General features: G+C 65.7%; 14 protein-coding genes. 9 read left to right on the forward strand and 5 right to left on the reverse strand.

What is annotated here, in order from left to right; genetic code table 11:
* Window positions 1-59: 59 nt before the first annotated feature.
* The 6 genes from ASG77_RS00700 to ASG77_RS00725 all read left to right on the forward strand — a co-directional run bounded on the left by ASG77_RS00700 (window position 60) and on the right by ASG77_RS00725 (window position 5277).
* On the forward strand, window positions 60-902 hold the full coding sequence (locus tag ASG77_RS00700) for a helix-turn-helix transcriptional regulator (RefSeq protein ID WP_235564221.1): 843 nt from the start codon (window positions 60-62) through the stop codon (window positions 900-902).
* Window positions 902-2365 (forward strand): Fe-S cluster assembly protein SufB, encoded by a 1464-nt coding sequence (sufB, locus tag ASG77_RS00705; protein WP_056339821.1) that lies wholly within the window; start codon window positions 902-904, stop codon window positions 2363-2365. The genes ASG77_RS00700 and sufB overlap by 1 nt, the downstream gene beginning before the upstream one ends.
* A 2-nt stretch (window positions 2366-2367) precedes the next feature.
* A complete protein-coding gene (gene sufD / locus ASG77_RS00710) occupies window positions 2368-3654 on the forward strand; it encodes a Fe-S cluster assembly protein SufD (RefSeq protein WP_056339822.1) in 1287 nt (428 codons plus the stop codon).
* A gap of 16 nt (window positions 3655-3670) precedes the next feature.
* Window positions 3671-4030, forward strand: a complete 360-nt coding sequence (locus tag ASG77_RS00715; protein WP_056339825.1) for a non-heme iron oxygenase ferredoxin subunit — start codon at window positions 3671-3673, stop codon at window positions 4028-4030.
* Window positions 4031-4143: 113 nt separating this feature from the next.
* Window positions 4144-4932 carry a Fe-S cluster assembly ATPase SufC gene (gene sufC, locus ASG77_RS00720; protein ID WP_056339828.1) on the forward strand — a complete coding sequence of 263 codons (789 nt, stop codon included), beginning with the start codon at window positions 4144-4146 and terminating at the stop codon, window positions 4930-4932.
* Window positions 4933-4944: 12 nt separating this feature from the next.
* Entirely contained in the window at window positions 4945-5277 is a 333-nt protein-coding gene (locus ASG77_RS00725; protein ID WP_056339832.1) for a metal-sulfur cluster assembly factor, read from the forward strand.
* Window positions 5278-5475: 198 nt separating this feature from the next.
* Here ASG77_RS00725 and ypfJ read toward each other — a convergent pair whose 3' ends face one another.
* Window positions 5476-6357: a KPN_02809 family neutral zinc metallopeptidase gene (ypfJ, locus tag ASG77_RS00730; protein WP_056339835.1), complete on the reverse strand. Its 882-nt coding sequence runs from the start codon at window positions 6355-6357 to the stop codon at window positions 5476-5478.
* 61 nt (window positions 6358-6418) lie between these two features.
* On the opposite strand from ypfJ, the gene ASG77_RS00735 reads away from it, so the two are divergent.
* Together ASG77_RS00735 and ASG77_RS00740 are read left to right on the forward strand one after the other, a co-directional pair.
* Window positions 6419-7825 carry a class I adenylate-forming enzyme family protein gene (locus tag ASG77_RS00735; protein ID WP_056339838.1) on the forward strand — a complete coding sequence of 469 codons (1407 nt, stop codon included), beginning with the start codon at window positions 6419-6421 and terminating at the stop codon, window positions 7823-7825.
* A gap of 16 nt (window positions 7826-7841) precedes the next feature.
* Window positions 7842-9044: a thiolase family protein gene (locus ASG77_RS00740; protein ID WP_056341474.1), complete on the forward strand. Its 1203-nt coding sequence runs from the start codon at window positions 7842-7844 to the stop codon at window positions 9042-9044.
* A gap of 26 nt (window positions 9045-9070) precedes the next feature.
* Here ASG77_RS00740 and ASG77_RS00745 read toward each other — a convergent pair whose 3' ends face one another.
* From ASG77_RS00745 to ASG77_RS00755, 3 genes are read right to left on the reverse strand one after another with little or no spacing between them, the layout of a single operon-like run.
* Window positions 9071-9694 carry an energy-coupling factor transporter transmembrane component T family protein gene (locus tag ASG77_RS00745; RefSeq protein WP_056339840.1) on the reverse strand — a complete coding sequence of 208 codons (624 nt, stop codon included), beginning with the start codon at window positions 9692-9694 and terminating at the stop codon, window positions 9071-9073.
* On the reverse strand, window positions 9691-10407 hold the full coding sequence (locus tag ASG77_RS00750) for an energy-coupling factor ABC transporter ATP-binding protein (protein ID WP_056339843.1): 717 nt from the start codon (window positions 10405-10407) through the stop codon (window positions 9691-9693). The genes ASG77_RS00745 and ASG77_RS00750 overlap by 4 nt, the downstream gene beginning before the upstream one ends.
* Before the next feature lie 7 nt (window positions 10408-10414).
* On the reverse strand, window positions 10415-11044 hold the full coding sequence (locus ASG77_RS00755; protein ID WP_056339847.1) for a biotin transporter BioY: 630 nt from the start codon (window positions 11042-11044) through the stop codon (window positions 10415-10417).
* Between the two features lie 282 nt (window positions 11045-11326).
* On the opposite strand from ASG77_RS00755, the gene ASG77_RS00760 reads away from it, so the two are divergent.
* Window positions 11327-12925, forward strand: a complete 1599-nt coding sequence (locus ASG77_RS00760) for an ABC-F family ATP-binding cassette domain-containing protein (RefSeq protein WP_056339851.1) — start codon at window positions 11327-11329, stop codon at window positions 12923-12925.
* Between the two features lie 133 nt (window positions 12926-13058).
* Here the strand turns inward: ASG77_RS00760 and ASG77_RS00765 are convergent, their stop codons facing one another.
* Window positions 13059-13538, reverse strand: coding sequence for a YbaK/EbsC family protein (locus ASG77_RS00765; RefSeq protein WP_056339854.1), 480 nt, complete (start codon window positions 13536-13538; stop codon window positions 13059-13061).
* Between the last annotated feature and the right edge of the window lie 2 nt (window positions 13539-13540).

Below are 13540 nucleotides of genomic sequence, written 5' to 3' on the forward strand. Positions count from 1 at the left end.
GGCCGCAGGTCAGCCTGACCTTACTAGTACGGGGGAGTAAATTACGACATGATTGTGTTGTGTATTCCATGACCAATGCTGCTGCTGTGCCGTTTGCCGGGCACCGAGCGCCGCGTACCGCCGCTGACCGCGGCCACGTGGCCGCTGTGCCGGTAGCGGACTCGGACGAGCGTACCCGGGACCGGGTCCTTGGTGCCGTGCTTGAGCACGGCCCCATCAGCGCGGCGGAACTCGGCGACATGCTCGGTTTCACACCCGCCGCTGTCCGGAGGCATCTTGATCATCTGGCCCGCACCGGGGTTATTGAGGTCAAGCGCGTGGCCAAGGCCGGTGCCGGCGCGGGGCGTCCCGCCCGCCGCTACGTCCTGAGCTCGCAGGGCCAGTCCACTCTTGGCAACGATTACCTCGACATCGCCACCCTCGCGCTCAAGCAGCTCCAGGCAGTGGCGGGAGACGACGCCGTCCGCGCGTTCGCCGTCGAACGTTTTGCCGACATGGAACGACGGTACGCACCCGAGGTCGAACAGGCCGGACCGGACATCACCGCCAGGACGCAGGCGCTCTCGACTGCGCTGAGCCGGGATGGCTTCGTGGCGTCGGCCGCCTCGATCCAGGCCAAAGCCCCGCTGCCGGCAGCACTCTCCAGCGTCCAGCTGTGCCAGGGGCATTGCCCCATCCAGCAGCTCGCCGCCCAGTTCCCTGTCTTCTGCGATGTGGAGACCGAAGTGTTCTCCCGGCTGGTAGGCGTTGACGTACGCCGCCTGTCCACGCTGGCTCGCGGTGGACACGTCTGCACCACCCACATACCCACAGGCCGGCTGGCTGCCCGGGGACCCCAGGTCCCGCAGGCAGCCCCCGCCAGCCTGGATGAAGTAACCAACCATCAGCAAGAAAGGCCGTGATGACGGACCAACTATCAGAGAAAGCGGTAGCCGAAGACACTGTGATCTCGGAGATTCTGGAAAAGAATCCCGAGCTCCACGGCATCGGCACATACGAGTACGGCTGGTCCGACAAGAACGACGTCGGCGCCAACGCCCGCCGTGGGATCAATGACGAGGTCGTCCGTGACATCTCGGCCAAAAAGAACGAGCCGCAATGGATGCTCGATCTTCGCCTCAAGGGCCTGAAGTACTTCGACCGCAAGCCCATGCCCACCTGGGGTGCAGACCTCTCCGGCATCGACTTCGACAACATCAAGTACTTCGTGCGTTCCACCGAGAAGCAGGCCACCAGCTGGGAGGACCTGCCCGAGGACATTAAGAACACGTACGACAAGCTCGGCATCCCCGAAGCCGAAAAGCAGCGCCTGGTTTCCGGCGTCGCCGCCCAGTACGAGTCCGAGGTTGTCTACCACCAGCTGCGTGAGGACCTTGAAAAGCAGGGCGTCATCTTCCTGGACACCGACACCGCGCTGCGCGAACACCCGGAGATCTTCCAGGAATACTTCGGCACCATCATTCCCGTGGGCGACAACAAGTTCGCGTCCCTGAACACGGCCGTCTGGTCCGGCGGTTCCTTCGTGTACGTCCCCAAGGGCGTCCACGTGGACATCCCGCTGCAGGCATACTTCCGCATCAACACGGAAAACATGGGCCAGTTCGAGCGCACCCTGATCATCGCCGATGAGGACTCCTACGTCCACTACATCGAAGGCTGCACCGCGCCGATCTACACCTCGGACTCGCTGCACTCCGCCGTGGTGGAAATCATCGTCAAGAAGGGCGCCCGCGTCCGGTACACCACCATCCAGAACTGGTCCACCAACGTGTACAACCTGGTGACCAAGCGTGCCATCTGCGAAGAAGGCGCCACCATGGAATGGGTTGACGGCAACATCGGCTCCAAGGTCACCATGAAGTACCCGGCCGTATACCTGGTAGGCGAGCACGCCAAGGGCGAAACCCTGTCCATCGCCTTCGCCGGCGCCGGACAGCACCAGGACACCGGCTCGAAGATGGTGCACATCGCGCCGAACACCAAGAGCTCCATCATTTCCAAGTCCGTGGCCCGCGGCGGCGGACGTGCCGCTTACCGCGGCCTGGTCCAGGTCCGTGAAGGTGCCAAGCACTCGGCAAACACCGTCCGTTGCGACGCGCTGCTGGTGGACACCATCAGCCGTTCGGACACCTACCCGTACATCGACATCCGTGAGGATGACGTGGTGATGGGCCATGAAGCAACTGTTTCCCGGGTCAGCGAAGAGCAGCTCTTCTATCTGATGTCCCGCGGGATGCGCGAAGACGAGGCCATGGCGATGATCGTCCGTGGCTTCATCGAGCCCATCGCCCGCGAACTCCCGATGGAGTACGCACTTGAGCTGAACCGCCTGATTGAACTGCAGATGGAAGGGTCCGTCGGATAACGATGACTGAAATCACTACTGAAAAGGCCCGCATCGGCGCGCCCTCGGCCCAGCCGTTTATTAACGGTTTCACGGAAGAGGGCGAAAGCCTGTCTCCGATCAACGCGAACGCTTCCAAGGCCCCGCTGGCCGGCGAAGCCGTCAAGCGCCACTCGCACGGCGGCGGCGTCGGCATTCCGGACAGCTCGCGCGCCGGCCGGCTGACCTCGTACAACCTGGCGGACTTCAAGCCGCTCACCGGGCTTGAGGAAGACTGGCGCTTTACCCCCCTCAAGCGCCTGCGTGGGCTGCACAGCGAGGTCCTGGCGGGAGCGGCTCCCACCGTCACCGTCAGCGGCCCGGACCAGGTCACGGTTGAGACCGTGGCACGCGGCGATAAGCGCATCGGTTCCGCCGGCATCCCGGAGGACCGCGTGTCCGCCAACGCCTGGGAAAACTTCAGCGAAGCCACCGTCCTCACCATCCCGGCCGAGTTTGAAGCCGACACCGAGGTCACCGTCGTGATCGAAGGCACCTCCACGGAGGCCGCCGCCCAGCACCTGGTGATCGTCGCGGAGAAGTTCTCCAAGGCCGTTGTGATCCTGAACCACCAGGGCTCAGCCGTGGTGTCCGAAAACATCGAAATCGTTGTTGAAGACGGTGCCAACCTCACGGTTGTTTCGCTCCAGGAATGGAACGACGACGCCGTCCACGCCTCCTCCCAGCAGGCAAAAATCGGCCGCGACGCCAAGTTCAAGCACGTCGTGGTCAGCCTCGGCGGGGACCTGGTCCGCGTCACGCCGTCCACCCGTTTCACCGCTCCCGGCGGCGAAGCGGAAATGTTCGGCCTGTACTTCGCCGACGCCGGCCAGCACCTGGAGCAGCGGCTCTTTGTTGACCATGCGGTGGCGAACTGCACTTCCAATGTGCTCTACAAGGGCGCGTTGCAGGGCCGTAACGCCCACGCTGTGTGGGTAGGCGACGTCCTGATCCGCAAGGAAGCCGAAGGCACCGACAGCTACGAGGCCAACCGCAACCTGCTGCTCACGGACGGCGCCCGCGCCGACTCCGTGCCGAACCTCGAGATCGAGACCGGCCTGATCAAGGGTGCCGGCCACGCCAGCGCCACCGGCCGGCTGGACGACGAGCACCTGTTCTACCTCATGGCCCGCGGCATCCCCGAGGACGTTGCCCGCCGCCTGGTGGTCCGTGGCTTCCTGCACGAGATCATCCAGCAGATCAAGGTACCGGCCCTCGAAGAGCGGCTCACCGAGGCTGTTGAGCGCGAACTCGCCGTGACGAACAACTAGACGGCGCGGAAAACAGATGACTGACCAGCCAAAGGGCGAATTTGTCTGCAAGACGGATGAAATCCAGCTCAAGCAGGCGCTCCGGATCCTGATCGATGACTACCCCGTAGCCATCGTGAAGGACTCCATGGGAGACATCCACGCCATCGGGGACACCTGCTCGCACGCGGACATCTCACTGTCCGAGGGCGAAGTGGAAGGGTGCATGATCGAATGCTGGGGCCACGGTTCCCAGTTCGACCTGCGCAGCGGTGAGCCGCTCCAGCTCCCCGCCTACGATCCCGTCCCGGTGTTCGCCGTCGAGATCGTCGGCGACGAGGTCTACGTGGACTTCACGAACGTGCTCAACGGAGCGGAAGCCCCGAACTTCAGCTAGCAGCATCAACCCGGCAGATCAGCCGCGAGCAGCAATACCAAGCAACAGAACCAAACTTCCAGATACAGACCGCACCACCGCCGGAGGGCGCGGTGCAGAGGAGAACAAGACCTATGTCTACTCTTGAGATCAAGGACCTGCACGTCAGCATTGACACTGAGCAGGGCACCAAGGAGATCCTGAAGGGCGTCAGCCTGACCATCAAGACCGGTCAGACCCACGCCATCATGGGCCCCAACGGTTCGGGCAAGTCAACCCTGGCCTCCACCATTGCCGGGCACCCGCGCTACAAGGTCACCAGCGGAACCATCACGCTCGACGGCGAAGATGTCCTCGCGATGACCGTTGACCAGCGGGCCCGCGCCGGCCTCTTCCTGGCCATGCAGTACCCCGTGGAGGTCCCCGGTGTCAGCATGACCAACTTCCTGCGTACCGCAAAGACCGCCATCGACGGCGAAGCGCCCAAGCTGCGTACCTGGACCAAGGACGTCAAGGCGGCCATGGCCCAGCTGCGCATCGATGCAGACTTCGCCGAGCGCAACGTCAACGAAGGCTTCTCCGGCGGCGAGAAGAAGCGCGTCGAGATCCTCCAGCTGGAACTCTTCAAGCCGAAGTTCGCCATCCTCGACGAGACCGACTCGGGCCTGGACGTTGACGCCCTGAAGGTTGTCTCAGAAGGCGTCAACCGTGCACACGAAGCGGGCAACATGGGCACGCTGCTCATCACGCACTACACCCGCATCCTGCGCTACATCAAGCCTGACTTCGTCCACGTCTTCGTAGACGGCCAGGTTGTCGAAGAGGGCGGCCCGGAACTGGCCGACCGCCTCGAAGACGAAGGCTACGACCGTTACGCCACGGGCGCCGGCGCAGCCACCATCGCTGCTGCCGCACAGGCCTAGATAGGACTTGCCATGACCGAAATCAATGCGGCCCGCACGGGCCTCGAAGATGTCGAAGAGGCACTCAAGGACGTCATCGACCCGGAACTCGGTGTGAACATCGTGGACCTCGGGCTGCTGTACGGCCTGAAGTACTCCGACGACGACGGCGCGCTGCTGATCGACATGACGCTCACCACGGCCGCCTGCCCGCTCACCGATGTCATCGAGGAGCAGGTAGGCAAGTCCCTTGACGGCGTCGTTGACGACTGGCGCCTGAACTGGGTGTGGATGCCGCCTTGGGGTCCGGAGCGGATCACCGATGACGGCAAGGACCAGATGCGGGCCCTCGGCTTCAACATCTGAGTTTTCACCGCTTAAAGTACGACGGCGGCCGGTCACCTCCCCAGCGGAGGTAGCCGGCCGTCGTCGTTCCCTCATCGGTTGCTCCTCCCCACCGGCCCCCTAGCCTCGCAAGCTCGGCCAGGGAACCCTGCCGGCGTGGGCCCACGCCCTTTTGAGCCCCCATAACGGCCGTTACGGAGCAATCGATGGTGTTAGAAATCAGAGAGTGGGCGCCGAGAAGGTGTCGCACTGGTTGATGTCGCCGGTCTGGTAGCCGGTGTAGAACCATTTCTGCCGCTGTTCGCTGGACCCGTGCGTCCAGGCCTCGGGTGAGACCCGTCCGGTGGCCGCTTCCTGGATCCGGTCATCGCCCACCGCTGACGCTGCGGACAGGGCATCGTTCAGGTCCTGCTGGGTGATCGGTTCCAGGAACGGCTGGCCGTCGGGTCCGGGCTGGGTTGAGGCGTGCTTTACCCAGAGGCCGGCATAGCAGTCGGCCTGGAGTTCCACGCGGACGGCGCCCGACTCGGGCCCCTGCGGGTCCTGCTGCGCGCGGTCGATGTACCCCAGCACGTTCTGGATGTGGTGGCCGAATTCGTGTGCCACCACGTACTCCTGCGCCAGGGGACCTCCCGAGGATCCGAAGCGGTCCACGAGATCCTGGAAGAACCCGGGATCGAAGTAGGCGGTGCTGTCAGCCGGGCAGTAGAAGGGGCCAACCGCGCTGGAAGCCGTCCCGCACGCGCTGTTGACGGCCTGGTCGAAGATCACCGTCTCCGGCTGCGGGTACTGCACGTTGTATTGCTGGAGATACGCCGGCCAGAACGCGTTCAGGCTGTTCACCGTGCCGGTGATCCGGCAGTCCAGCCGCGCGTCGGCGTCGGCCCCTGTGGTGCAGGCCGGGGCCGTGCCCTGGTTCTGATCAGCTGTGCCCGCTCCGCCGGTCAGGCCTTCGAGCAAGGCGGGGTTGACGCCGAGGAGCACAGCTATCAGCAGGACGATTCCGCCACCGATGCCGCCGCCGACCTTGGCCCCACGGCCCGTGCCACGCCGGTCCTGGACCTGGGATGGGTCCAGCTGCACGTTGTCATTGAAGCTCATGAAGTCACAATAGCCCTTAGCGGCACCACCGAAGCGGAGTCCGGCCGGTAAAGTTGGGACGATGCCTTTTCTCGATAGAATCCAGCGCTGGGCCGAAGAACGCCCCCATGACACCGCCGTCGTGGTGGCGGGCCGGCGCCTGCGCTGGGCTGAGCTCCGGGACGCCGCCGCAGCCGCTCTTCCGGAGACAGCTGCCGTCACCGTGCTTGCGGAGGCCAACTCCGTCGACTTTGCCGCAAGGTTCGCCGCAGCCGTTGCCGGCCGGCGGCAATGCGCCGTCCTGGACCCGACCTGGCCGGAGTCCCTGCACCAGGAGATCGTTCGACGGCTGGCAGAGTCGGCCAAGCCCGGCGCGGTTTCCGCAGCGGATGCCTTGGCGGACGGGCCGCCGGACTCGACGTTCCTGATCGGACTCACCTCCGGCACGACGTCAGTGCCCAAGGCGTTTACCCGGTCCAGGCAGTCCTGGCGGCAGTCCTTTGACGCGTCCGTTGCGTTCTTCGGCCTCGCCCAGGACGACGTCACGCTCGCGCCCGGGCCTTTGGCCGCCAGCCTTAACCTCTATGCCCTGGCTGAGTGCCTCTACGCAGGTGCCGAATTCCAGACGCTGGAGAGTTTCGACGTCGGTGATGTCCACGCCGCCATTACGCACGACGGCGTGACCCGGCTCATCCTCGTGCCCACCATGCTGCGGCTGCTGAGTGAGCGCGGCCTGACCGGCGGCGTGGATGCCTCCGGCATCCGTAGCATCATCTGCGCCGGCTCGAAGCTGGATGCACGCACCCTCGAAGCAGCACGGCGTTGGGCGCCGAACGCCACCATCTTCGAGTACTACGGCGCGTCCGAACTGAGCTTTGTCTCCGGTGTGGGGCTGGCGGCGGGGGAGCTCCTGGACGCCGGGGGAACAGGCATCGGACACCCGTTTCCGGGCGTGGACGTCAGAATCCTGGACGATGAGGGTTCCGAACTGCAGGACGGTGCAGCCGGCAATATCTGTGTCCGCAGCGGCATGGTCAGCAACGGCTACCTGTGGGGTGACGACGGCCAGGCGCTGCGATCCTTCAACGGCTGGTTCACGGTGGGGGACCAGGGCTACCTCGCCGACGGCGAACTGCACATCCTGGGCCGACGCGCCGACATGATCCTGACCTCGGGAAAGAACGTCTATCCGCACGAAGTGGAACTCGCCCTGGCGGCCGTGCCGGGCGTGGCTGCTGCGGTGGCCGCCGGAATACCCGATGATCTCCGCGGCCAGCGGGTGGTGGCAGGCGTCGTTCCGTCCCATGGCGGAGTCACGGCCATGCAGCTGAAGGCAGGACTCGAAAACATCCTGCCGCGGGACAAGAGGCCCCTCCAGTACTTCGCGCTCTCCGAACTTCCCACCACGGACCGTGGCAAGGTCAGCCGGAACATCCTGCTGGACTGGATCGGCTCCAAGGACCCCAGGGCACGGCACCTTGACCGCTGACCTGCTGCCCCATGGCATGCCGCCCGGCGACGTGCTGCCGCCGGACCGGCAGCCCGTGATCATCGCGGCGCGGCGCACCGCGGTACGGCGCGCCAACGGTGCGCTGAAGGAACTGCGTGCGCACCAGCTTCTCGCGCCGGTCCTGGTCAACCTGCTGGCAGACACCCGCGTGCCGGCCGAAGAAGTCACGGATGTGGTGATCGGCAACGCCGTGGGCGGCGGCGGCAACGTGGCCCGCCTGGCCCTGCTTGAGGCGGGCTTGCCGGTCGGTGTGCCGGGACTGACCGTGGACCGCCAGTGCGGGTCAGGCCTGGATGCCATCGTTCTGGCCGCCCGGCTGGTTGCCGCCGGCGGCAACCCTGTCTATCTCGCCGGGGGAGTGGAGAGCATCAGCACGGCTCCGCTGCGGGCCCACCGGAACGACGACGGTGAGCCTGACTTTTTTGCCCGGGCACAGTTTGTGCCGCACACCTTCGGCGACCCGGATATGGGGGTCGCGGCCGAGAATGTAGCGGCCCGGTTCGAGGTCAGCCGGGAGCGGCAGGATGCCTCGGCGCTGCGCAGCCACCAGCGGGCGCTGGCCGCCGCCAAAGCAGGATTTTTCGCCGGCGAGATCACCACCCTGGAGACGTCCGCTGGACCCATCAGTGCCGACGACGGCCCCCGCCCCGGCCTGTCCGCCGCGGTTCTCAAGCGGTTCCCGCCCGCCTTTGTGCCGGGGGGGACTGTCACCGCCGGAAACTCATGCTTCGACGCGGACGCCGCTTCCGCCGTCGTCGTTACTTCACTGCAGCGGGCGCGGGAACTGGGAGCCACAGACGGGCTCCTGGTGCTGGCCACGGACACTGCCGGTGTGGACCCCGGGCTGCTGGGGATCGGCGCAGCGGTTGCCGCGGAGCGGCTCCTGCAGGCGAGGGGGCTGACGGCTGCCAGTGTTGACCTGGTGGAGTTCAACGAAGCCTTCGCGTCCCAGACCCTGGCCTGCCTGGACCAGTTGGGCATTGATCCGGACCGGGTCAACCTCGACGGCGGGGCGCTGGCATTGGGCCACGCCTTCGGGGCGTCCGGGGCGGTGCTGGTGACCCGGCTTCTCGCCCAGGCCCGCCGTACCGCGAATCACGGCACGCTGGCGCTGGCCCTGATCAGTATTGCCGGTGGAATGGGCACGGCCGCGCTGCTGCGGTACGAGTTGCTGGCCGGCGCCCACCAGGTCCCCTAAGCAGCACAGGAAGGACCAAAAGCCCGTCAGTCTTCCGCGTCGCCCAGCCCGCGGGCAGCCAGCGCTTCGCCGGTCTGGCGGGCGAAGGCCACGGTGGTGATGAGGACGGGCAGAACGAGGGCACGCGGGTTGCGCTCAAGCCCGCGGGCCCGGGCCGAATCCCTGACGTCTGCAAAGGCGCCGGCGATATACGGGATGCTGCGGAGCATGATGGCGATGGTCAGCGCAAAACGCTCAGGGTCCGCGCCAAAGCGGCGGAACGGCGTGGCCAGCCATACCACGCCGTCCAGGATCCGCTGCATGGGCGTGGTGGCCGTCAGCAGGGACGCTGCCACCACGCAGACCAGGATGTTCAGGACAATCCGGGCAGCCGTGGGCGCACCCAGCTGCCACCACTGGAACAGGCCGATAACCACCAGCACCACGGCAACAGGACGGACAGCACTTACGAGCCGCACGGTTCCGGCGCCGGTCAGGAGAAACAGCACGCCGAGGGCGGCCAGCACCATGGCGGAGACCAGCCAGTCGACCACCAGGAAGGACACCAGGCCGCAGCCCACCACCAGCAGGAATTTCAGTACCAGCGGCGTCCGGTGGATGATCGAATTCCCCGGGACGTAGTTGGCCAGCAGGAAGCCGTGCCCCCTCATGGCGCAGCCAGTCCGTTGGTGACCAGCGCCCGGTAAGCGTCGACGGCCGCCGCCGCGCCGCCGTCGAACATCACGCGCCCTGCCTCCACGACGAGCACGCGGTCCATCTCCAGGGCGAGGTCGAGGTCGTGCGTGGACATCACGATCTGCTGGTCGAGGCCGGCCAGGGTGCGGCGCAGGAGTTCACGGTTCCGGAGGTCCAGGAGCGTGGACGGTTCGTCCAGCACCAGCACAGCGGGATTCACGGCCAAGACAGCCGCGAGGGCCATCAGCTGGCGTTCGCCTCCGGAGAGTTCGTAGATGCTTTGGTCAGCGAGCGGCAGGAGTCCGAGACGCTCCAGGGCCGCTTCAGCCAGCCTGCGCCGCTCCGCCCCATTGCGGACCGGGCGGCGGAGCGAAAGCTCCACGTCCTCGCGCCCCGTAGGCATCACCAGCTGCGACAAAGGATCCGTGAAGACGAACCCCACCTGCCTGCGGACCGCCCGGACGGCACGGACGGTGTCGGCGCTGTCCACGGACACTGCGCCGGAACTTGGCTGGACCAGGCCGTTGATCATTCGCAGCAGCGTGGACTTGCCGGACCCGTTGGCCCCGATCACCCCGATGCGCTGTTCGGTCAGCTCAAGCGTGACGTCCTGGAGCAGGGTCTTCGGTTCCGGGCGGTTGTCAACGGCAACGGCCACTGCGGCCTGCCGGAAAGAAATGGTTGCCATGGCAGGACTAGTTGTTGATCCGCTTCACCCGGCGGACCAGGACGTCGGGAAATGCCCGGTGCAGAGCCACGGCGATCACCGCGGCGAGGATGTTCTTAATCACGTCACCGGGGTAGAAGACCAGGTCTGCGAGGAAGGCGTCACCCAGTGACGCTTTGGTGTTCAGGGCGATCCCGGCCACTCCGAGTGTGTGCACGACGGCGATGCTGGTGACCATCGCCGACGCGAAGAACCACAGCGCCCGGGCACGTGTTGTCCGCCGGATCACCACGGTGGCGAGCCATCCTACAACGGCTGCTGCGATGGGGAAAGCAATGATGTAGCCGGCCGACGGTCCGGCCAGGATGCCCAGGCCGCTGCGGCCCTGGCTGAAGATCGGCAGGCCGGCCAGGCCCAGGAGGGTGTACAGGCCGACGGCGGCGAAACCCCGGCCCGGGCCCAGCATCAGTCCGGTGAGCATCACCGCAAGGGTCTGGAAAGTGATGGGGATGCCGAATACGTTCGCCGCGATGCCGGGCACCATGGCGGAGCCGGCAACGAGCGCGGCGAAGACGGCGATCAGGCCCAGGTCGGTGGCGTTCCAGCGGCTCCGGAAGCGGGAAGCGGTGCCGGTGCCGGCAGTGTCAGTCTGGCTCATGGGGTGTTCCTGTCGTGGTTGTACAAGCGAAGCATGGGGTGATCCTGACGTTACCGGCCGCCGTCGGGCTCTTTTTTGTAGAGGACCTACTAAGTGGGGCGCCCGGGACTGACGGCAGGGCACAAACGTTGAGCGAACGCTCGACGGCGGTGCAGCGGTTATGGGGTGAAGCTGGGGCTAGTAGACTTGGACAGGCCGTTCTTTCGGCCATTCTGCCCGGCTGCTTCCAGACATCACCCGTTGAGCTGCGGCGTTTCCCTGTTGTGAAAGGCCTTACCTGCTGTGATTACTGTCCAGGATCTTGAACTGCGCGCCGGCGCCCGGCTCCTAATGGACCAGGTGAGCTTCCGCATCGACAAGGGCGACAAGATCGGCCTCGTTGGCCGTAACGGTGCGGGCAAGACCACCCTCACGCGGGTGCTCGCGGGCGAAGGCCAGCCCGCCGGCGGCAAGGTTACCCGCAGCGGCGAGATCGGCTACCTGCCGCAGGATCCCCGGACCCCGGACATGGAACAGCTGGCCCGCGACCGAATCCTCTCCGCCCGCGGTTTGGACATCGCCGTCAACAAGCTCAAGCAGACCCATGAGGACATGGCCAGCGAGGACACCGAGATCCAGCGCAAGGCGATGAACCGCTATGACCGGCTGGAATCCGAGTTCCTGGCCGCCGGCGGATATGCAGCCGAGGCCGAGGCCGCTGCGATCTGCTCCAACCTGGCCCTCCCGGACCGGCTGCTGAACCAGCCGCTCAAGACCCTGTCCGGCGGCCAGCGCCGTCGTGTGGAACTCGCCCGGATCCTGTACTCGGACGCCGAAACGATGCTCCTCGATGAGCCCACCAACCACCTCGACGCGGATTCCATCACCTGGCTCCGCGAGTTCCTGAAGAACCACCAGGGCGGCCTGATCGTAATCAGCCACGACACCGAGCTGCTCGAAGCCACCGTCAACAAAGTGTTCCTGCTGGATCCCAACCGCGCCAAGGTCGACTTCTACAATATGAACTGGAAGCGCTACCTGCTCCAGCGCGAAACGGACGAGCGCGCCCGCAAGCGTGAGCGCGCCAACGCGGAGAAGAAGGCCCAGGTCCTCATCGACCAGGCCAACAAAATGCGTGCCAAGGCCACCAAGGCCGTGGCAGCGCAGAACATGGCCAAGCGTGCCGAACGTCTCCTGGGCGGCCTCGAAGCCGTGCGCGCGACCGACCGCGTGGCAGCCCTGCGCTTCCCGGATCCGTCACCCTGCGGCAAGACTCCCCTAACCGCGGACGGACTCAGCAAGTCCTACGGCTCGCTGGAGATCTTCACCGACGTGGACCTGGCCATCGACCGCGGCTCCAAGGTGGTCATCCTGGGCCTCAACGGCGCCGGCAAGACCACCCTCCTGCGGATGCTCGCGGGCGTCGACAAGCCGGACACCGGCGAGGTCGTGGCGGGCCACGGCCTGAAGGTGGGCTATTACGCCCAGGAGCACGAGACGCTCGACGTGGACCGCACCGTCCTGCAAAACATGCGCTCCTCCGCCCCGGACATGAACGACGCGGAGGTCCGCAACATCCTGGGCTCGTTCCTGTTCTCCGGAGACGACGTCGACAAGCCCGCCGGTGTGCTCTCCGGCGGCGAGAAGACCCGGCTGGCCCTGGCCACCATCGTGGCCTCAAGCGCGAACGTGTTGCTCCTTGACGAGCCCACTAACAACCTCGACCCGGCCAGCCGTGCCGAAATCCTCGGGGCCCTGAGCAACTACACCGGCGCCGTCGTCCTCGTGAGCCACGATGAAGGTGCCGTCGAAGCGCTAAATCCTGAGCGCGTCGTGCTGCTGCCCGACGGCATCGAGGACCACTGGAACGAAGACTACCTGGACCTGATTACGCTGGCTTAGCCGTCTTGGCGTCCGCCTCACCTTCGCTTAGCACCGCGCTCGATTTGCCGCGTGCTCGCTCGTTCCTCGCTTAGACGCACGCTCCACAAATCCACCGCGTCGCTGCGCTGACGGTCCACTCACCTTGGCGGAGCTAGCGGACTGCCATTTCCTCTGCGTGCGTGATTCGCAGCAGCTCTTTGTAGGTGATGCTGAACATTGAGTTGTGGTCTCCGGCTCCCGCCCAGAGTATTTTGTGGGCCTTGAGGGAGTTGTCCAGGAGTGTCCTGATCTTTGCCGGGTGGCCTATCGGGGCTACTCCGCCGACTTCCTGGCCTGTGTGTTGCAGGACGAAGGTGGAGGTGGCCCGGCGGATCTTTCCTGTTCCCAGCTGCGCCGCCACGAGCTTTGTGTCCACTTTGGCGGCACCACTGGCCAGGATCAGGAGCGGGGCACCGTCGACGTCGAAGATCAGGCTGTTCGTAATGGCCGCAACGTCGCAGCCGAGCGCCTCAGCCGCGGCAGCTGCCGTCGGGACCTTGGTGTCAAAGATCCGCACTGTGTCCTGGGCACCGGCAGACGTCAGGGCGCTCTTCACATTCGCCACGGGGGCGGCCACTTCCACACTGTGCATGC

Source organism: Arthrobacter sp. Soil762 (assembly GCF_001428335.1).
Lineage (GTDB): Bacteria > Actinomycetota > Actinomycetes > Actinomycetales > Micrococcaceae > Arthrobacter.